The sequence below is a fragment of the Acidovorax sp. Leaf73 genome, from assembly GCF_916855635.1.
Lineage (GTDB): Bacteria > Pseudomonadota > Gammaproteobacteria > Burkholderiales > Burkholderiaceae_C > Acidovorax > Acidovorax facilis.
On the sequence record NZ_CAKASI010000009.1, the window covers coordinates 125,044 to 143,840 of the forward strand.

General features: G+C 65.6%; 17 protein-coding genes. 5 read left to right on the forward strand and 12 right to left on the reverse strand.

Going from position 1 to position 18,797, the window contains the following annotated elements:
* Positions 1-45 precede the first annotated feature (45 nt).
* Complete coding sequence (gene dxs, locus LPA35_RS25155) at positions 46-1,950, forward strand: 1-deoxy-D-xylulose-5-phosphate synthase (RefSeq protein WP_228899949.1); 1,905 nt, start codon at positions 46-48, stop codon at positions 1,948-1,950.
* Positions 1,951-2,182: 232 nt separating this feature from the next.
* Positions 2,183-3,265, forward strand: coding sequence for a TRAP transporter substrate-binding protein (locus LPA35_RS25160; RefSeq protein ID WP_121419321.1), 1,083 nt, complete (start codon positions 2,183-2,185; stop codon positions 3,263-3,265).
* Positions 3,266-3,781: 516 nt separating this feature from the next.
* On the opposite strand, the gene LPA35_RS25165 is transcribed toward LPA35_RS25160, so the two are convergent.
* The 3 genes from LPA35_RS25165 to LPA35_RS25175 form a co-directional block, all read right to left on the reverse strand.
* Positions 3,782-5,554: a TRAP transporter large permease subunit gene (locus tag LPA35_RS25165; protein WP_228899951.1), complete on the reverse strand. Its 1,773-nt coding sequence runs from the start codon at positions 5,552-5,554 to the stop codon at positions 3,782-3,784.
* A 14-nt stretch (positions 5,555-5,568) separates the two neighbouring features.
* Positions 5,569-6,189 carry a TRAP transporter small permease subunit gene (locus tag LPA35_RS25170; RefSeq protein WP_218299121.1) on the reverse strand — a complete coding sequence of 207 codons (621 nt, stop codon included), beginning with the start codon at positions 6,187-6,189 and terminating at the stop codon, positions 5,569-5,571.
* A 181-nt stretch (positions 6,190-6,370) separates the two neighbouring features.
* Complete coding sequence (locus LPA35_RS25175) at positions 6,371-7,498, reverse strand: substrate-binding domain-containing protein (RefSeq protein WP_228899953.1); 1,128 nt, start codon at positions 7,496-7,498, stop codon at positions 6,371-6,373.
* Positions 7,499-7,562: 64 nt separating this feature from the next.
* On the opposite strand from LPA35_RS25175, the gene LPA35_RS25180 reads away from it, so the two are divergent.
* From LPA35_RS25180 to LPA35_RS25190, 3 genes are all read left to right on the forward strand, one after another.
* A complete protein-coding gene (locus LPA35_RS25180) occupies positions 7,563-8,300 on the forward strand; it encodes an ABC transporter permease (protein WP_228899955.1) in 738 nt (245 codons plus the stop codon).
* Positions 8,297-9,028, forward strand: coding sequence for a phosphate ABC transporter ATP-binding protein (locus LPA35_RS25185; RefSeq protein WP_228899956.1), 732 nt, complete (start codon positions 8,297-8,299; stop codon positions 9,026-9,028). Before LPA35_RS25180 ends, LPA35_RS25185 begins: the two co-directional genes overlap by 4 nt.
* Before the next feature lie 80 nt (positions 9,029-9,108).
* Complete coding sequence (locus tag LPA35_RS25190; RefSeq protein ID WP_228900077.1) at positions 9,109-9,945, forward strand: extracellular solute-binding protein; 837 nt, start codon at positions 9,109-9,111, stop codon at positions 9,943-9,945.
* A 177-nt stretch (positions 9,946-10,122) separates the two neighbouring features.
* Here the strand turns inward: LPA35_RS25190 and LPA35_RS25195 are convergent, their stop codons facing one another.
* The 9 genes from LPA35_RS25195 to modA form a co-directional block, all read right to left on the reverse strand.
* Positions 10,123-11,820 (reverse strand): AarF/ABC1/UbiB kinase family protein, encoded by a 1,698-nt coding sequence (locus LPA35_RS25195; RefSeq protein ID WP_228899959.1) that lies wholly within the window; start codon positions 11,818-11,820, stop codon positions 10,123-10,125.
* A gap of 15 nt (positions 11,821-11,835) precedes the next feature.
* A complete protein-coding gene (locus tag LPA35_RS25200) occupies positions 11,836-12,321 on the reverse strand; it encodes a DUF2269 domain-containing protein (RefSeq protein ID WP_121419329.1) in 486 nt (161 codons plus the stop codon).
* The gene (locus LPA35_RS25205; protein ID WP_228899962.1) at positions 12,318-12,722 is read right to left on the reverse strand and encodes a DoxX-like family protein; all 405 of its coding nucleotides are present in this window, start codon (positions 12,720-12,722) and stop codon (positions 12,318-12,320) included. Before LPA35_RS25205 ends, LPA35_RS25200 begins: the two co-directional genes overlap by 4 nt.
* A complete protein-coding gene (locus LPA35_RS25210; protein ID WP_228899965.1) occupies positions 12,719-13,243 on the reverse strand; it encodes a hypothetical protein in 525 nt (174 codons plus the stop codon). Before LPA35_RS25210 ends, LPA35_RS25205 begins: the two co-directional genes overlap by 4 nt.
* A 4-nt stretch (positions 13,244-13,247) precedes the next feature.
* On the reverse strand, positions 13,248-14,372 hold the full coding sequence (locus tag LPA35_RS25215) for a saccharopine dehydrogenase family protein (RefSeq protein ID WP_228899968.1): 1,125 nt from the start codon (positions 14,370-14,372) through the stop codon (positions 13,248-13,250).
* A 4-nt stretch (positions 14,373-14,376) separates the two neighbouring features.
* A complete protein-coding gene (locus LPA35_RS25220; RefSeq protein ID WP_228899970.1) occupies positions 14,377-16,059 on the reverse strand; it encodes an EAL domain-containing protein in 1,683 nt (560 codons plus the stop codon).
* A gap of 120 nt (positions 16,060-16,179) precedes the next feature.
* Positions 16,180-17,277 carry a molybdenum ABC transporter ATP-binding protein gene (gene modC, locus LPA35_RS25225; RefSeq protein WP_228899972.1) on the reverse strand — a complete coding sequence of 366 codons (1,098 nt, stop codon included), beginning with the start codon at positions 17,275-17,277 and terminating at the stop codon, positions 16,180-16,182.
* On the reverse strand, positions 17,277-17,960 hold the full coding sequence (modB, locus tag LPA35_RS25230) for a molybdate ABC transporter permease subunit (RefSeq protein WP_121419333.1): 684 nt from the start codon (positions 17,958-17,960) through the stop codon (positions 17,277-17,279). The genes modC and modB overlap by 1 nt, the downstream gene beginning before the upstream one ends.
* A 35-nt stretch (positions 17,961-17,995) precedes the next feature.
* Positions 17,996-18,763 carry a molybdate ABC transporter substrate-binding protein gene (gene modA / locus LPA35_RS25235; RefSeq protein ID WP_370641519.1) on the reverse strand — a complete coding sequence of 256 codons (768 nt, stop codon included), beginning with the start codon at positions 18,761-18,763 and terminating at the stop codon, positions 17,996-17,998.
* Positions 18,764-18,797 lie beyond the last annotated feature (34 nt).

Consider the following 18,797-nt stretch of genomic DNA (forward strand, 5'->3'; position numbering starts at 1 on the left):
CAGCGCTTTCCTGTAAAACGCTGGCAGCTATGAAAAGAATAGTAAATGTCCACGATGTCCTTTCCCCTGCTGCAGACCATCAATGACCCGGCCGACCTGCGCCAGCTTTCGCGCGCAGATCTCAAGGCCCTGGCGACCGAGTTGCGCGGGTTCGTGATCGAAAGTGTTGCGCGCACGGGTGGGCACCTCAGCTCCAACCTGGGCACGGTGGAACTGACGATCGCGCTGCACCATGTCTTCAACACCCCTGAAGACCGCCTGGTGTGGGACGTGGGCCACCAGACCTATCCGCACAAGATCCTGACCGGCCGCCGCGACCGCATGCACACGCTGCGCCAGTTGGGCGGTATCTCGGGCTTTCCGCAGCGGGCCGAGAGCATTTACGACACCTTTGGTACCGCGCATTCGAGCACCAGCATCTCGGCCGCGCTGGGCATGGCGCTGGCCGCCAAGCGCAAGGGCGAAAACCGCCACGCCGTGGCGATCATCGGCGATGGCGCCATGAGTGCGGGCATGGCGTTTGAGGCGCTGAACAACGGCGGTGTGGCCGATGCCAACCTGCTCGTGGTGCTGAACGACAACGACATGAGCATCAGCCCGCCCGTGGGCGCGCTCAATCGCTACCTCGCTCAGCTCATGAGCGGGCAGTTCTACGCGGCTGCCAAGAACGTGGGCAAGACCGTGCTGCGGCCCGTGCCGCCCTTGCTGGAGCTGGCCAAGCGCTTTGAGCAGCAGGCCAAGGGCATGGTGGTGCCTGCCACGCTGTTCGAGAAGTTCGGCTTCAACTACATCGGCCCCATTGATGGGCATGACCTCGATTCGCTGATCCCCACCCTGGAGAACATCAAGGGCCTCAAAGGCCCGCAGTTCCTGCACGTGGTCACCAAAAAAGGCCAGGGCTACAAGCTGGCCGAGGCCGACCCCGTGGCCTACCATGGCCCCGGCAAGTTCGACCCCTCCGTGGGCCTCACCAAGCCCGCCACGCCGCCCAAGCAGACGTTCACGCAGGTGTTTGGTCAGTGGCTGTGCGACATGGCCGCACACGACTCTCGCCTGGTGGGCATCACGCCCGCCATGCGCGAGGGCTCGGGCATGGTGGAGTTTGAAAAACGTTTTCCGGACCGCTACTACGACGTGGGCATTGCCGAGCAGCATGCCGTAACCTTTGCCGCCGGCATGGCCTGCGAAGGCGTCAAGCCGGTGGTGGCGATTTACTCCACCTTCCTGCAGCGCGGCTATGACCAGCTGATCCACGACGTGGCCCTGCAAAACCTGCCCGTGGTGTTTGCGCTGGACCGCGCGGGCCTGGTAGGCGCCGACGGTGCCACGCATGCAGGCGCGTACGACATCCCGTTTGTGCGCTGTATTCCCAACATGAGCATGGCCTGCCCGGCTGACGAGCGCGAATGCCGCCAACTGCTCAGCAGCGCCTTCGAGCAGGACCACCCCGTGGCCGTGCGTTACCCGCGTGGCAGCGGTGCTGGTGTGGCACCACTGGCGGCGTTGGATGGCCTGCCTTTTGGCAAAGGCGAGATCCGTCGCGAGCGCCAGGGCACCGATGCCAAGGCGCCGCGCATTGCGATCCTGTCGTTTGGCACGTTGCTGTACCCCGCGCTGGAAGCGGCCGAGGCTCTGGACGCCACGGTGGTCAACATGCGCTGGGCCAAACCCATCGACGAGGCCTTGTTGCGCGAGGTGGCCGATCGCCACGATGCGCTGGTCACGCTGGAAGAGGGTGCGATCATGGGCGGTGCGGGCAGCGCCGTGACCGAGGCTCTCCACAGCACGGGCATCGTGCGGCCCGTGCTGCAGCTGGGCCTGCCGGACGTGTTCATCGAACATGGCGACCCGGCCAAGCTGCTTGCGTTGCAGGGACTCGATGCCGAGGGAATCCGCCTTGCGATCGAGCGGCGGTTTTTGCCCGCGCTGCAGTCGGTGCGGGCTGCCTGATCTGCCAGGGTGGTCTGCTGCAGTCCCGTTTTGCAGCGGGGTGTGTGCGGCTGTCCCCAAGATGCTTGCAGAAGCCTGAAGCCATGTGCAAGGGCAGGGATTTTCGCGGGAAAACCCGCAAAAGTCTGAGGGGGCATGTTTCTACAATGAACCCGGCTCAAACAAGTCCTTGACGGCGCCGTGCACAACGCGTGCGCCCAAGTTTCGCAATCACTATATCGGAGAGAACCTCATGGATCGTCGTTCAATCATCAAGCAGGCTGGCATCGCTGGCGTGCTGGCTGCAGGCGTTGCGCCTGCTGTCCACGCCCAGGCTGCCATTCGTTGGCGTCTGGCTTCCAGCTTCCCCAAGTCGCTGGACACCATCTATGGCGGCGCTGATGTGTTCTCCAAGGCCGTCAAGGCCATGTCGGGTGGCAAGTTTGAAATCTCCGTGCACGCTGGTGGCGAGCTGATGCCCCCCTTTGGCGTGATGGACGGCGTGCAGCAGGGCACCGTGGAGATGTGCCACACCGTGCCTTACTACTTCTACGGCAAGAACCCCGCCTTCGCGCTGGGTTCGGCAGTGCCCTTCGGCTTCAATGCCCGCCAGATGAATGCCTGGATGCTGCATGGCAATGGCCGCAAGCTGATGAACGAGTTCTACGCGAACTACAACGCCATCAGCTTCGCTGGCGGCAACACCGGCACCCAGATGGGTGGCTGGTTCCGCAAGGAGATTAAGTCGCCGGATGATTTCAAGGGCATGAAGATGCGCCTGGGCGGTGGTCTGGTCGGTGAAGTGATGCAAAAGCTGGGCGCTGTTCCCCAGAGCATCCCTGGCGGCGAAATCTACCAGGCCCTCGAAAAGGGCACGCTGGACGCTGCCGAATGGGTGGGTCCGTACGACGACCAGAAACTGGGCTTCAACAAGGTGGCTCCGTTCTACTACTACCCCGGCTGGTGGGAAGGTGGCCCGGAAGTGGACTTCTTCGTCAACCAGAAGGCCTTCGACGGCCTGTCTGCCGAGAACAAGGCCATCATCGAAGCCGCAACCAACGTGGCCCACATCGACATGCTGGCCAAGTACGACGCGCTGAACCCCACGGCCCTCAAGCAACTGGTGGCTGCCAAGACCAAGGTGCTGCCGTTCTCGCAAGCCGTGATGGACGCTTCGTTCAAGGCCTCCATGGAAGTCTTCGCTGCCAACGACGCGAAAAGCCCCGAGTGGAAGAAGATCTACGCCGACATGCGTGCATTCCAGCGTGACCAGGTGCTCTGGTTCCGCTTTGCCGAAGCCCGCTACGACTCGTTCATGTCTTCGCAGAAGCTCTGATCCCGAGTGGCTCTGGAGTGGCGGCGCAAGCTGCCATGCCAAGGTCTGCAAAACCCGTCCTCTCCCGGACGGGTTTTTTTTCGTCCCTGTGTTCTGTGAGGCGGCACCTTGCTGTGGCCTTGCGGCCCCCTCAACCGCAGGAACGTGGGCGAGGTCCCAAGCCCCCAAGCCCCCAAGCCCCCAAGCCCAGCCCGACCAGGCTGCTTGACTCTCGATGCCTTGGAGTGCGCGGCCGGTGCCTGTTTCCTGCTGAAGCCACTCGAGTCGTGAAGAGGCTTCCTTTTGGCTGCTCGCCGCCAAGAAAGAGGGTGGCAGGGGATCCAGGGGCTCGTCTGCTTGCGCGCTGTGCCAGAGTCGATGCTCCACCGCTACCTCCATGATCCATGGCGCACCGGACCCCCTCCGCGTCTGCTCCATAAAAAAACCTCCGCAGAGGTTTCCCATCTGCGGAGGTTTGAGGACCAGGGCGCGGGGCCCGGGTCAGACTGAATCACGGTCGTCTTGCAAGCGGTGTGCTCACTTCTTGTCGGTGGACATGGAGTCTTGCAGTGCCTTCAGGGGGTCGTCTGCTGCAGGAGCAGGCGCGGGGTCCGCAGCGCCTGCCATGCCGGCAGTCGGATCGGCCGCTTCGGCGCTAGCGTCGGGCATGGCGGCTTCCATTTCCATGCGGACCTTGTCGAGGTCATAGACCTGCTTCTCGTCGAGCCCGCTCGAGACGATGCCCGGGAAGGCGATCACCAGAGCCACCATCAGCAGTTGGATGCACAGGAAGGGAATGGCACCCCAGTAGATCTGGGGGGTGGTGACCGGCGCAATCATCTTCTTGGTGACCTTGTCCATGTACTCCTTCGCCGGGGCCACGCTGCGCAGGTAGAACAGCGCAAAGCCAAACGGTGGGTGCATGAACGACGTCTGCATGTTGATGGCCAGCAGCACGCCAAACCAGATCAGGTCAATGCCCAGCTTATCGGCCACGGGGGCCAGCAGGGGCACGACGATGAAGGACAGTTCAAAGAAGTCCAGGAAGAACGCCAGGAAGAACACCATGACGTTCACGACGATCAGGAAGCCCAGCTGGCCCCCTGGCAAGCCGGTCATCAGGTGCTCCACCCACAGCGGGCCGTCCACGCCCTGGAAGGTCAGGCCGAATATCGTGGCGCCCACCAGGATGAACACCACAAAACACGACAGCTTGGTGGTGGTGGTGACAGCCTGGCGCAGCAGCGACATCGTGAGGCGGCCGCGGAGGACGGCCATGATGCCGGCGCCCAGTGCGCCCATGGCGCCGCCTTCGGTGGGGGTTGCAACGCCCAGGAAGATGGTGCCCAGCACCAGGAAGATCAGCAGCAGCGGAGGGATCAGCACGAAGGTCACGCGTTCTGCTGCCCGCGAGAGCAGGCCCATCCGGGTGATCTTGTTGATGCTGGCAGCCACGAAGGCCAGTGCCACGCCAAAACACATGGACACCACGATGGTTTCGTCCAGCGCCACGCGGTCCACGGCTTCACCGGACCACCAGGTGTGCAGGGCAGGCATGTTCTTGGCCACATAGATGGATGCCGCCACGCAGATGCCGGTCAGCACCAGCAGCGAGGTCACACCGCTCTTGCCGTTGTCGTCGCGCAGCGTGCGCGCTTCGGGCGGGATGGCGGGCACCCACTGGGGCTTGAAGATGGCCAGCAGAATCACGTAGAGCGCATAGAAGCCGGTGAGCATCAGGCCGGGCACGAAGGCGCCCTTGTACATGTCGCCCACGCTGCGGCCCATCTGGTCGGCGATGATGATGAGCACCAGAGAGGGTGGAATGATCTGCGCCAGCGTACCGGAGGCTGCGATCACCCCCGCCGCGAGTCGCCGGTCATAGCCATAGCGCAGCATGATGGGCAGCGAGATCAGGCCCATCGAGATCACCGATGCAGCCACCACGCCCGTGGTGGCTGCCAGCAGCGCACCCACGAAGATCACGGCCAGTGCCAGGCCGCCACGGATGGGGCCGAACAGCTGTCCGATGGTGTCGAGCAGGTCCTCCGCCATCCCGCTTCGCTCCAATATGAGCCCCATGAGCGTGAAGAACGGAATGGCCAGCAAGGTGTCGTTCTGCATGATGCCGAAGATGCGCAGCGGCACGGCTTGCAGCAGGGCTTCGGGCAGCACGTTCAATTCAATGCCGATGAAGGCGAAGAACAGTCCGCAGGCGCCCAGGCTGAAGGCGACCGGGAAACCCACCAGCAAAAAGCAGATGAGCCCCGCGAACATGATGGGGGCGAGGTTATGGGCGAGAAATTCCATGGTGTGTGCTCCGCTCAGGCGGCCTCGCTCTTGTTCTTGCCGTTGCCCTTGGCGGCTTCGGCCAGGTTGCGGATGGATTCGGCCAGTTCTTCTTCAGCCGTTTTTTCAATCTTCTTGACCGTGGGGTCTTCGATCAGGCCCTGCAGGAACCCCAGGCGCTTGATGAGTTCGGAGATGCCTTGCAACCACAGCAGGGTGAAGCCCAGCGGCATCATCAGGTACACGGGCCAACGGATCAGCCCGCCAGCGTTGTTCGACATTTCGCCCGACGCGAGGGCGCGGGTGAAGAAGGGAATGCCATACCAGAGCACCGCCAGGCACATGGGCGTGAGGAAGACGATGTAGCCGAACACGTCGATCCAGATCTGGGTGCGCTTGGAAAAGCGGCTGGAGATCACGTCCACCTTGACGTGTTCGCCCTGGAGCAGCGTGTAGCCAGCGGCCAGCAGGAACGACGCGGCAAACAGGTACCACTGGATTTCCAGAAAACCGTTGGAGCTGATGTTGAACGCTTTGCGGACCACGGCGTTCACACCGCTGATGACTGTGGAGGCCAGGATGAGCCAAACCACATATTTACCGACCTGGGTGTTAAGCCAGTCGATCCCCCTTGATAACTTCAGTAGAGCCTGCATGGTGTCTCCAATAAAAAGGCTTTGCGTGCGATATGCCGACCCACGCGCCGGTAAGCGCAACGAATCGACAAACTTTTACAACGGCGCGATTCTACGGAGCACTGTAGGCCCAGGCTGACGGCAGCGTGACGGTGTTATCCCGCAGCCGGTACTCATTCTGTAGCTATAAAAAAAGTAGCAATTAGGGTTTCTTCCTAGGCTCGGAAGTGCGCTTTTTGCGGGTGAACTGCCACCACGGCAGCACCGTGTTCATGGCCTGCACCTCGCCGCACTGCCAGGGGCTGTAGCCCGGCAAGGTGGCCATCTGGGCCAGCCATTCGGGGGTTTGCAGCAAGTTGCGCAGGGCCAGCGTGGCGGGTTGGTCCAGGCTGGCTTTCAGGCAGGCCAGGTGGTAGCGCTCGTGCACCAGCGGCACAAAATCCAGCCCACGCGCCCGGGCTGCCACTTCAATACCCATGCCCACATCGGCCGCACCCGCAGCCACAGCCTGGGCAATGGCGGTGTGAGACGGTTCGTTGAGCGCATAGCCTCGAATGGCCTGGGCCTCCACGCCGGCCTGGACCAGCAGGTCGTCGAGCAACACGCGGGTGCCAGTGCCCAGTGGCCGGTTGAGAAATCGGGCGCTGGTGCGGGCCACGTCGGCCAGACTGCCCAGCCCAAGCGGGTTGCCCGGTGCCACGATGAGGCCCTGGGTGCGCTGGGCAAAGCCGATGATCTTGTGCAACCCGGGCTGCAGCAGGGGCTTGTAGGTGCGCGCAGTCAATGAATCGGCGGCGGGGTGCTCCACCGTGTGAAAACCCGCCAGCGTGCAACGCCCCTCATTCAGCGCACGGATCGCATCCACACTGCCCGTGAAGCGGATATCGAGGTGCAGCGCGCCCGCATCGGCCTGCGCGGCGGCGTGGGTGCGCAGCGCCACCAGCGCATCGTCATGGCTGGCGTACAGGGTGAGCACATGGGCGTTGGGGTCAAAGGCCACGGCAAAGGCGCGCTCCAGGTCGGCGTGCAGCGCGGCGATCTGCGGCGCGAGCCGCGCCTGGGCCTGGCGCTCGGCCCACAGCAACTTGGTGCCGAACTCGCTGAGCTGCGCCGACTGCCCCTTGCCCCAGATGATCAGCTCGCCGCCCAATTGCTCCTCCCAGCGCTTGAGGGCGCCCCAGACATGGCGGTAGGACAGGTCCAGCGCGCGCGCCGCGCCCGAGATGGAGCCCTGCTCGGCCACGGCCTGCAGCAGTTCGGGCAGTGGGTTGCGGATCAGCGCATTGCCTGCATCGCGGCTGAGCGTGTAGTGAAGTTGGACCCTATGCACGGACGTTCATATCGCTGGATATTGGTGAGGTGCCTACGATAGCTGAACCCGATCACAAGGCCCCATGTCCACCCTTACCGAAAGCGCGAGCACAGCGCTGCAACTCACCCTCTCCTCCGACCCCGTCCTGTGGACCATCGTGGGCCGCTCCTTGTCCGTCAGCGCCACCGCATGCCTGATCGCCTGTGGCGTGGGCCTGGTGCTGGGCGCCTGGCTCGGCGTCGCCCGCTTTGCCGGGCGCGGTGCTGTGCTGGCGGTACTCAACACCTTGCTGGCGGTACCGTCGGTGGTGGTGGGGCTCGTGGTGTACCTGGTGCTCTCGCGCAGCGGGCCGCTGGGTGCGCTGGGCTGGCTGTTCAGCTTCAAGGCCATGGTGCTGGCGCAGGCCATTTTGGTGCTGCCGGTGGTCACGGCGCTGACGCGGCAGGCGGTGGAAGACGCCGAGCGCGCGCATGGCGAGCAACTGCGGTCGATGGGCGCGAGCCCGCTGCTGCGCAGCCTGCTGCTGGCCTGGGACGAGCGCTATGCGCTGCTCACCGTGCTGCTGGCCTCGTTTGGCCGCGCGATCTCCGAGGTGGGCGCGGTGATGATCGTGGGCGGCAACATCGACGGCTTCACGCGTGTGATGACCACCGCCATTGCGCTGGAGACCAGCAAGGGCGACCTGCCCCTGGCGCTGGCGCTGGGCATCATCCTGCTGGCCGTGGTGCTGGCGCTCAACGTGCTGATCGCGCTGGTGCGCCGCTGGCGCGAACGGGTGGATGGATCGACCTCCAGCACGCCCGTGGGGGTGGCGGCATGAGCGGGCGATCGGCAGCCTCCCCCTGGGTCGACCTGCGCCAGGTGTCCGTGCGCTACGGCCGCGTGCAGGCGCTGGACCAGGTCTCGCTCTGCATCGCGCCCGGCGAGCGCGTGGCACTGGTGGGCGCCAATGGCAGTGGCAAAAGCACGCTGCTGCGCGTGCTGCACGGCTTGGCGGATGCGGCGGGTGGAGGCTTTCAGTGCGATGCCACCCTGCAGCAGGCCATGCTGTTCCAGCGCCCGCACATGCTGCGCACCAGCGCGCAGAACAACGTGGCGCTGGCGCTGTGGCTGCGCGGCACGCGCTGGCGCGATGCGCGGCTGCAGGCCCTCACCGCACTGCAGCGCGTGGGCCTGCAGGGCATCGCCGCGCAGAACGCCCGCACCCTGTCGGGCGGGCAGCAGCAGCGTGTGGCGCTGGCCCGCGCCTGGGCGCTGCGGCCCGACGTGCTGCTGCTGGACGAACCCACCGCGAGCCTCGATCCCCATGCCAAGCGCGAGGTCGAAGCCCTGATGGCCGACTTTGCCGCCAGCCACAGCGCAGCCGGCCCGGCCCACCCCGTGACCATGGTCTTCAGCAGCCACAACCTGGGCCAGGTCAAACGTCTGGCCAGCCGCGTGATCTACCTGGAGCACGGCCGCCTGGTGGCCGATCTGCCCGTGCACGACTTTTTCAACGGCCCCTTGCCGGAGGCCGCCCGTCTGTTTGTCAAAGGAGAACTGGTATGACAAGAATTGACCCCCACGCTCCTCACTTCGTGGGGTCGCTGCCCCCCCAGGGGGTTTTTTCATCGTGGGGCGGCCCGGTGATGAAAGACTTCAAGCCTTTTTGTGGCCTAGCGCTTATCCATAAAGCGCTAGCAGCTATCATACTTGTAGCATCCGGCCCGGTGCTTGCGCAGAGCATCACCATGGCGTCCACCACCTCCACGGAGCAGTCCGGGCTGTTCGGCTACCTGATGCCTGAATTCAAGAAGGCCAGTGGCCTGGACGTGAAAGTGGTGGCGCTGGGCACCGGCCAGGCGCTCGATATGGCGCGCCGGGGCGACGCCGACGTGCTGTTTGTGCACGACCAGGTGGCCGAAGAAAAGTTTGTGGCCGACGGCTGGGGCGTGAAGCGCTACCCCGTGATGTACAACGACTTCATCCTCATCGGCCCGAAGAATGACCCGGTGGGTACCAAAGGCAAGGACATCGTTCAGGCCCTGCAGAAGCTGTCTGCCGCCAATGGCAACTTCATCTCGCGCGGCGACAAGAGCGGCACGCACGCGGCCGAGTTGCGCTACTGGAAGCTCGCGGGCGCCGACGCCGCAAATACCTCAAAAGGCAGCGGCTACAAGGAGTGTGGCTGCGGCATGGGCCCTGCGCTCAACATTGCGGCATCGAGCGGCGCCTATGTGCTGGCCGACCGTGGCACCTGGCTCAACTTCAAGAACCGCGCCGACCTGGCCGTGTTGGTCGAAGGTGACACCAAGCTCTTCAACCAGTACGGCGTGATGGTCGTGAACCCCGCCAAGCATCCCCATGTGAAGGCGCAGGATGCGCAGAAGTTTGTGGACTGGGTGGTGTCGCCCGCAGGCCAGGCGGCCATTGCGGGCTACAAGATAGGCGGCGAACAGCTGTTCTTCCCGAACGCGGGCAGGTAAATCCCCCTGAGTCGCTTCGCGCCTTCGCCCAAAGGGGGACGCCAGCAGTGGCCCGGCAAGGCCGGTTCCGCGGCATCGGCTTGGGTCGCGCCAGTTTCCTGGCGGCGGGGAGAAGGGTTGCCGCCTCAGCCCCGTAGATTGGGTTGACCCGAAGGGCGTAACCCGACAGCTGCATGCTCAGTCATCGTCGCGGTGGTGGCTGCTGCGCCAGATGGCCCGCACCAGCCACAGGCCACACACCACGGCACCAAAGAACCCCAGGAAGCCAAACGCTGGCAGGCCAAACAGCGTAGGCCCACCCTTCACGGTCATCACGATGGACGAGCCAATGATGAGCGCTGCAATCACCAGCGCCATCGCCAGCCGGTTGGCCGACCGGTCGATCTGGTCGCCCACACGTTTGAGGTGGGCCAGCTCGATGCCCACCTGCAGGTGCCCGCGCCGCGCATTGCGCAGCAGCCGCCCGATGTCGTCCGGCAACTGCTCCACCGTGGCCAGTGCACGCCGCAGGGTGCTCCACGCGCGCCCGGCGAGCACCTTGGGCTCGTAGCGCGCGCGCACTACCTGCTTGAGCAGCGGCAGCGCTTCGGTGGCCATATGGAAGTCCGGATCGAGGTTGCGGCCCATGCCTTCGAGCGAGATGAAGGCCTTGATGAGCAGCGCCAGGTCGGACGGCAGCCCCAGGTGGTGCTCGCGCAGGATGGCCGTCACGTCGGCCAGCATCTGCCCCAGGCTCAGCTGTGCCAGTGGCACACCGTGGTACTGGTCCACAAAGGCCTCGATCTCGGTTTCGAGCTGGCCCAGGTTCAGGCCCTGCGCGTCGCCCGTCCAGTCCAGCAGCACGTCGGCCACGGCCTGAGGCTGGTGTTCGACCAGGCCCAGCAGCAGCTGCAGCAGCTCGTCGCGCCGGCGCTGCGACAGGCGGCCCACCATGCCAAAGTCAATGAAGGCAATGCGGTTGCCCGGCAGGTAAAACACGTTACCGGGGTGCGGATCAGCGTGGAAAACGCCGTCCTTGACGATCATCTGCAGCACCGCCTGCGCACCCCGCTGCGCCAGCACCGTGCGGTCAAAGCCCGCCTCGGGCGTCAGAGCCGCCAGGGCTCCGCCGGGTGTGCCGTCGATGAAATCCTGCACGTTGATGCGCTCGCGCGTGTAGGCCCAGTGCACGCGCGGGATCACGATGTGGGGCTGCGCCGCCATGTTGGTGGCAATGCGTTCGGCCTGGCGGCATTCGCCGGCCAGGTCCAGCTCGCGGCGCAGTGAGCGAGCGAACTCGCGCACCAGTTGCTGGGGCCGGTAGGGCTTGAGCGCGGGCAGCTCGGCCTCGGCCAGCGCGGCCAGGCGCTGCAGCAGGCGCAGGTCGGCCTGGATGGTGTCGGCAATGCCGGGGCGGCGGATCTTGACGATGACTTCGCTGCCGTCCTGCAGGCGTGCGCGGTGCACTTGCGCAATCGATGCGGCGGCCAGCGGCGTGGTGTCAAACCAGGCAAAAACGGCTTCGGGTTCGGCGCCCAGGTCTTCGCGCAGTTGCGGGCGCAGCGCATCGATGGGCACAGCGGGCACCTGGCTGTGCAGTTTCTCGAATTCTGCAATCCACTCCGGGCCAAACAGGTCGGCCCGGCCCGCGAGAATCTGGCCAAACTTGACGAACGCGGGGCCCAGCTCTTCGAGTGCCAGCCGCACCTGCACGGGGGGCTCCACGCGGGCCAGGTCTGCTGCGTGGGTCCAGTTCAGTGCCTGGCCCGCGCGCTCCAGCCGGTCTGCCAGGCCCAGGCGGCGCACGGTGTCGCCAAACCCGTGGCGCACCATCACGCCCAGGATTTCCTTCAGGCGCCCCAGGTCGCGGGCAGTGTCCAGGGTCTCGATCAGCATGGGGCGATGATAGGTTCAGAAGTTCAGTGCAGGTTTGTTCACCATCAGGTAGAACACCACGGCCATGGCCACAAAGGCCGGGTAGCCCAGGGCCTCCCACCAGCGGGCGTAGCGCCAGTACAGAGGTGGCAGCACCCCGTCGCCCTGGGGCGCCTGTGCCGCCTCTACCGCCATGTCGCGCATGCGCAGCTGCAGCCACACCACGGGCAGCCAGCAGGCACCGGCCACCGCATACAGGCCCAACGACACGGCCAGCCAGGGCGTTGTCAGCGGCAACCCCGCCACGGCGGCCATGGCGAGGCCGGTCGCTGGCTGGACGAAAACGGTGGGCGTGGTGAACCACCAGTCCGCCCGCACCACCAGGCGTGTGACCACCGCCTGTGCCTGCACATTGCCGCTGCGGTTGGTGAAGAACATGTAGAACGCAGAGCCCAGACCGGTGCCGACCAGCAGCACGCTGGAGATGATGTGCAACCATTTGAGGGTGAGGTACAGGCTCATGGCTTAGGTGGCGAGGTCGCGATGGTCGAGCCTTGCAGCAGCACCCACAGGATGGCGGCGATCGGCAGGTTCTTGGTCAGCGGCCCGAAGGGGTGCAGCCACCATGCAGGGTGTATGGCCGTGGCCAGCAGTGTCATGGCCAGCATCACCAGCAGGGCCGCTCCATACGCCTTGCGACCGGGGCGGAGCGCCAGCCACAGCCCCAGCACCGCATCGGTAGCCGCCCCGGCCAGGATGATGGCGGTGGGTAGCCACGATGTGTTGCCCTCGGTCCACGCGGCGGGTAGGCCCGCCAGCAGCTCGCGGCTTTGGCCGTGCAGCTCCCACACGCTGACCACGGCGGTGGCCAGCCAGACGAGCACGAGGCTGGCGCGCAGCAGTTGGGTAGATGCGCGGTTCATGGGCTTGCCTTGTGCGCGGCAGAGGGCGCGGGGCCCTGCGCCTGTTGCCAGTCTGCAATGTCGGCAGCGCGGATCGCCAGGAACTGCGCCAGGCGCTGGAAACGCTGGCGCGTCTTGCGGACAAAGATCCAGTCCACCAAAGGCTCCATGACAGCCCGAAAGGCTGCCGGGCCCACTTGAAAGGTATAGGTGTAGATCAGCAGGGACTGGTGGGGGCCTTGGCCCTGGTGGCGCATGGAGGCTGCCCACTGGGTGAAAGGGAACGAACGGCCAACCATAGCCGCAGCCGCGAGCACGGGGCGGTCATAGCTGACGAACTGTGTGCGCATGGACAGCGCCCGCAACGCGCCGGCGCCCAGGTTCTCGGTGGTGGCGCCCACACTGGGACAGGGCGCACCACATTCCACGCTGGTGCGGCGCACCAGCGAATCCCACTGGCACCGCCACTCGTGGTAGTGGAAGGCATCAAAAACAATGTCGGCACGCGCTGGCATCGGGAAGGTCAATTTCCGGTGGGCCATGGCCTCATTCCTCCACCACATCGGTCACCATGCCCCACTTCGCAAACTCGGGTGCAAAGGCCGACAGCGGCAGCAGGCTGGTGCTGGTGTGTGCGCCGGTGGGCAAGGGTTGTCCAACAGCCAGTTGGCGCGCCAGCAGGATGGCGGCCATGCAGGGGATCTCGGGGCCATGGTCGTGGTCGGCTGCAATGTGCCAGGCGCGGCGGCGGGGCTGGCCTTGCGCACCGGTGCCCACCACGCGCACCACCATGCCGCCCAGTGGCGTGCCCAGAAAGTCCAGCGCGCCGCCCGCGTGGTGCATCAGCCAGGCCAGCTTTTCGGGATGGGGCAGCACGCCCCAATGGCGCAGCGCTGCAAGGGTGGCGAAGGCTCTCTGTGCCAGGCCCACCTCCAGCGCGGCGTGGAAGGTGACGCGGTCGCGGGCTTTGTAATGGGCTGGGAAAATTTCCAGATCCGGGATGTCGCAGACCGCCCCCAGGCGCGGTTGCAGCCGCTGGAACTGGACCGGCGTGGGCTGCGCCCAGCCCCGTTTCGGCTGCCAGCGGCCGTCTTGCCACACATCGATGGCCAGGCCACAGTAGCTCAGCACGGCCGCCAGCGTGGCCTGTCCGCGTGGGGCGCGTTGCGCGGGGGCGATGCAGATGTCGATGCTGTCAATGCACTGCCAGTCCGCGCACAGGTGGTCGATGACGGCCGAGGACAGCGCGGGCACAGTGCTGGCGCCAGCGATGGCGGTGCGTCCGGCGGCGGTAAACGCGGCCTGCATGGCAGCTGGAAAGTCGCACACAAAACGGCGGCCATCGGCCAGGTCGATGTAGTGCGCGCCCGCCGCAGCGGCGGCCTGGGCCACGCTGCAACCCTGCGCCTGAAAAGGCCCCGCAGTGTGGATGACCAGATCCACGCCCCATTCGCGCAAGGTGGCAGCAAGACCCGGGGCCTGGTGGTCGAGGGCCACGCCCTGAGCGCCGTGGCCCAGTGTGTTCGCCAAGGCCTGGGCGCGGGATGCGTCGCGGCCCGCCACCAGCAGGGCGATGTGGTGGCGCGTGGCCGCGTCGCCTGCCAGCGCGCGGCAGATGCGTGCGCCAAAGTTGCCGTACCCGCCCAGGACCAGTGTTTTGAGTGTTGCCATGGGTTCAGAGTCCGGGGGCTGGCGCGATGGCGGGCGGGAGTGCTGAAATCGGTGTGGAACCCGCCGGGCGCAGCAAGGCCTGCAGCGCTGCGCGCTGGGGCTGCATGTGGGTGTGGTGCCAGTCGGGTACGTGGGCTGCTGGAATGGGTTTGCTGAACACGTAGCCCTGGATGCAGTGCAGCCCAATGGCGGCCAGCGTCTGCAGCTCCTCCACGGTCTCCACGCCTTCCACCACCACAGACAGGCCGAACTCGCCGGCCAGCGCGCTGATATGCCGCAGCAGCATCTGCCGCCGGCTGTCCTGCGGCAGCTTACGCACAAAGAGCCGGTCGCATTTGATGCCTGCAATCGGCAGGTCGGCCAGCATGCCCAGCGACGAGTAGCCGGCGCCAAAGTCGTCCATCCACACCACAACACCCATGGCGCTGAGTGTGTGGATGGCTGCCACCATCTCCGTGCCCAGCGCAATGATGGCGTGTTCGGTCATTTCGAGTTTGAGGGTGCGCGGCGGCAGGCCGCGCAGGGCCAGTTCTTCACGCAGCCACGGGGCAAAGCGGTCGTCCAGCAGCGTGATGGGGGCCACGTTCACGCTGAGGGTCGTGTCGTTCAGGCCCTGGGCTTGCCAGGCCTTGGCACTGTCGAGTGAGTTGCGCAGGATCATCCGGTCCACTTCGGGCGTCTTGCCCTGCAACTCGCACACCAGCAGGAAGGTTTCAGGGTTGATGGCGCCCAGGGTCTTGTCGGTCATGCGCAGCAGGGCTTCGAACTGCACGCCACGCTGCTGAAAATCGACGATGGGCTGAAAGTGCAGCGCCAGGTTTTCCGGGTGCAGAAGCCGGTGCAAATGGTCCGCAATGAGCGACAGCTGCATGTCGCGCTGGGCGTTTTGCGCCGTGGCCGATGACCGCATCATCGACAGCCCGCGTCGCAAGAGCTGCTGGCGGCCAGCGTCCGAGCGCATGTTGCTCATCTGTTCCAACGCTACGGCAATGGCAAAGACCAGCACGGTGACCAGCAGCGCAATGCCGTCGGACTCACCGCTCGGGTCGCCCAGGTGCAGTGCAAAGGTGTTGACCAGCATCCAGTGCAGCACCAGGATGGCGGCGCCGCACAGCACCTTGTCTTCCCAGGTTTGTGCGCGGTAGCGGGGCGTGAGCATGCTGAGCTTGGCCGAGCGGTGCCGGATTGCGGTGCACGCCGCAAGGGCCACGGCCGTGGCCATGGACGCCATGATCGCCAGCACATTGACCTGCGAAAAACTTTGCACGTGGCCCCAGGTGATCGCAAAGTGCCCCGTCAGCATGCCAGCCGCCAGCCATACACCGGCCACCACAATGCGCGCCTTGCTGGCGCTGGTGCTGAGTGTCGGAATGGTGAGTCGCGCACTCACCGCCATGATCAGCAGGCCACTGAGGGCGGGCACCAGCTCCAGCACGTGGTGCGCCAGCTCGGCATACATGAACAGACCCACCACATCCAGGGCCCAGACAATGCAGCCAATGCACAGGGCAGCTTGCGAGGCGCTGATGCGGCGGCTCGATGGATCGACCGAAAACGCCGTGTGTTCGACCAGGCGCTGGCACACATGCACCACCAGCGACGCGAAGATCCAGAACAGCAGGCTTTGGAGCAGCGGCGGAAACCCCACTGCAAACGCCACGGTGGCGTCGTGCCAGATTGAAACCATTTCCACCCCTTGTTCCCACCCTTGTTTTTTGACGGTCATCATACGACCGATGGGAGGCCCCGGTGGCCACTGGGTTCGCCTGTGGGGCCTTCGGTGGGGAGGCCCGGATTGCGCTGCCCATCAGTTCACGATGGCAATGCCCTTCACCTGCGCAAATACGGGTTGGCCGGGCGCCAGCGCCAGCGCCCGGGCCGAGCGTTGCGTGACCCGCGCCAGCAGCCGTGTGGTGCCTGCATCCAGGGCCACCATCATTTGCCCGGGGCTGTCTTCGCCCAGCGCCACCACCGTGGCTGGAAGCACATTGAGGATGCTGGTGTCGCTGGGTGCGGTGAGTGCCAGGCTTACATCACGCGCCTGCACCCGCAGCCGGATGGGCTCGCCCGTGGCGTGTGCCTTGGGGCTGACCAGCATCAGGTGCCCACCGCTGAATGCCACGGTCGTGATGTGGTCCTGCGGGTCGTGCTGTTGCACCGTGCCTTCGATCACCGTGGCGGCGGTGTCGCCATGGGCCAGGGGCAGGTCCAGCCGCACGATCAGTTCGTTGGTGCGGCCCTGTGCCAGTACACGGCCCTCACGCAACAGCACCATGTGCCCGGCCAAACTTGCCACCTCGTCGATGGCGTGGCTCACATACAGCATGGGGATGTCGAGGGTGCGTTGCAGCCTCTCCAGATAGGGCAGGACCTCGCCCTTGCGCTGGGCGTCCAGCGCAGCCAGGGGCTCGTCCATCAGCAGCAGGCGGGGGCTGGTGGCCAGCGCACGGGCGATGGCCACGCGCTGGCGTTCGCCGCCCGACAAGGCCTGGGGCTTGCGGTCCATCAGGGGGTCGATGCCCAGCAAGTCCACCGCCTGCTCCAGCGCCACCTTGCGGCGTGCGGGGGGCGTGCGCTTCAGGCCGTAGTCGATGTTTCCACGCACGCTCAGGTGGTCGAACAGGCTGGCCTCCTGGAACACATAGCCCAGGCCCCGCTCGTGTGTGGCGCGCCAGATGGTCTGTGCATCGTCCTGCCACACCTCGCCGTTGACCTCCACACGCCCAGGTTGCGCGCGCTCCAGACCGGCAATCGCGCGCAGGCAGGTGGTCTTGCCGCAGCCCGAGGGGCCGAAGAGGGCGGTCACACCCCGGCCGGGCAATTGCAGGTCCACATCCAGCGTAAACCCGGGGCGAGTCAGCGTCAGTTGCGCGGTGATCTGTGCCGAAGAAGCAGTGGTGGTCATCACTGCACCATCGACAAAGTTTTGCGGCGGGTGAGGTTCAGCCCCAGCAGCACCACAAACGAAAACAGCACCATGCCGCCCGCCAGCCAGTGCGCCTGGGTGTATTCCAGCGCCTCGACGTGGTCGTAAATCTGCACAGACACCACGCGCGTGACACCCGGGATGTTGCCGCCCAGCATGAGCACTACACCAAACTCGCCCACCGTGTGCGCAAAGCTCAGGATCGCGGCGGTGATGAACCCGGGGCGCGCCAGCGGCAGCGCTACAGTGAAGAAACGGTCCAGCGGTCCTGCGCCCAGCGTGGCCGCAGCCTCCAGCGGGCGCCGGCCGATGGCTTCAAAAGCGTGCTGCAGAGGCTGCACCGCAAAAGGCAGCGAATAGATGAGCGAGCCCACCACCAACCCCCAGAAGGTAAAGGGCAGGGTGCCGAGCCCCAACCACTGCGTGAACTGCCCCAGGGGGCCGTTGGGGCCGAGCGTGACCAGCAGGTAAAAGCCGATCACCGTGGGCGGCAGCACCAGCGGCAGCGCCACCACGGCCGACACCGGGCCGCGCCAGCGCGACGGCGTGTGCGCCAGCCACCAGGCCAGCGGCGTGCACAGCACCAGCAGCAACACCATGGTGGTGCCCGCCAGCCGCAGCGTGAGGCCGATGGCTGCCAGATCAGCGCTGGAAAATGGCATGAAGATGGGCGATCCGTCGATTGGGGCGCAGGCGGTCAGAAACTATAGCCGTACGATTGGATGATTGCGCGCGCCTTGCTGCCGCGCAGGTAGGTCAGCAGTGCGCTGGCCGCCGCGCTGTCCTTGCCTGGCATCAGCAGCACGGCATCTTGCCGGATGGGTTCGTGCAGGCTGGCCGGCACCTGCCAGGCCGAGCCGCTCGTGATCGTGCCGTCGGCCATCACCTGCGACAGCGCCACAAAGCCCAGTTGCGCATTGCCGGTGGAAACAAATTGGAAGGTCTGGGCGATGTTCTCGCCTTGCACCAGGCGCGGCTGCAGGGCCGTCGCCACGCCCAGCTTTTCCATCACCTGCAGGGCCGCCGCGCCATAGGGCGCCAGCTTGGGGTTGGCAATGGCCAGGTGCTTGAAATCACCCGACTTGAGCACATCGCCCTTGGCATCCACGGTGCCGGGTTGTGCGCTCCACAGCACCAGCGTGCCGATGGCATAGGTAAAGCGCGAGTTGGCGACGGCCTTGCCCTCGCGCTCCAGCCGGGCAGGCGTGGTGTCGTCGGCCGACAGCAGCACCTGAAACGGCGCCCCGTGGGTGATCTGTGCGTAAAACTTGCCGGTGGCACCGAACGAGAGCTCGGCCTTGTGGCCCGTGTCGGCCTCAAAAGCTGCGGCGATCTTCTGCATGGGTGCCGTGAAATTGGCGGCCACCGCGACCGAGACGGTGTCGGCATGTGCCACCCCTAGCATGGCCCATGCAACACCAGCACAGGCGAGGGTGCGGATCATGGATGCGGCGAGGTGGGGCATGGCGGTTGGCGCAAAAGCGCTATTCGTTTATGGA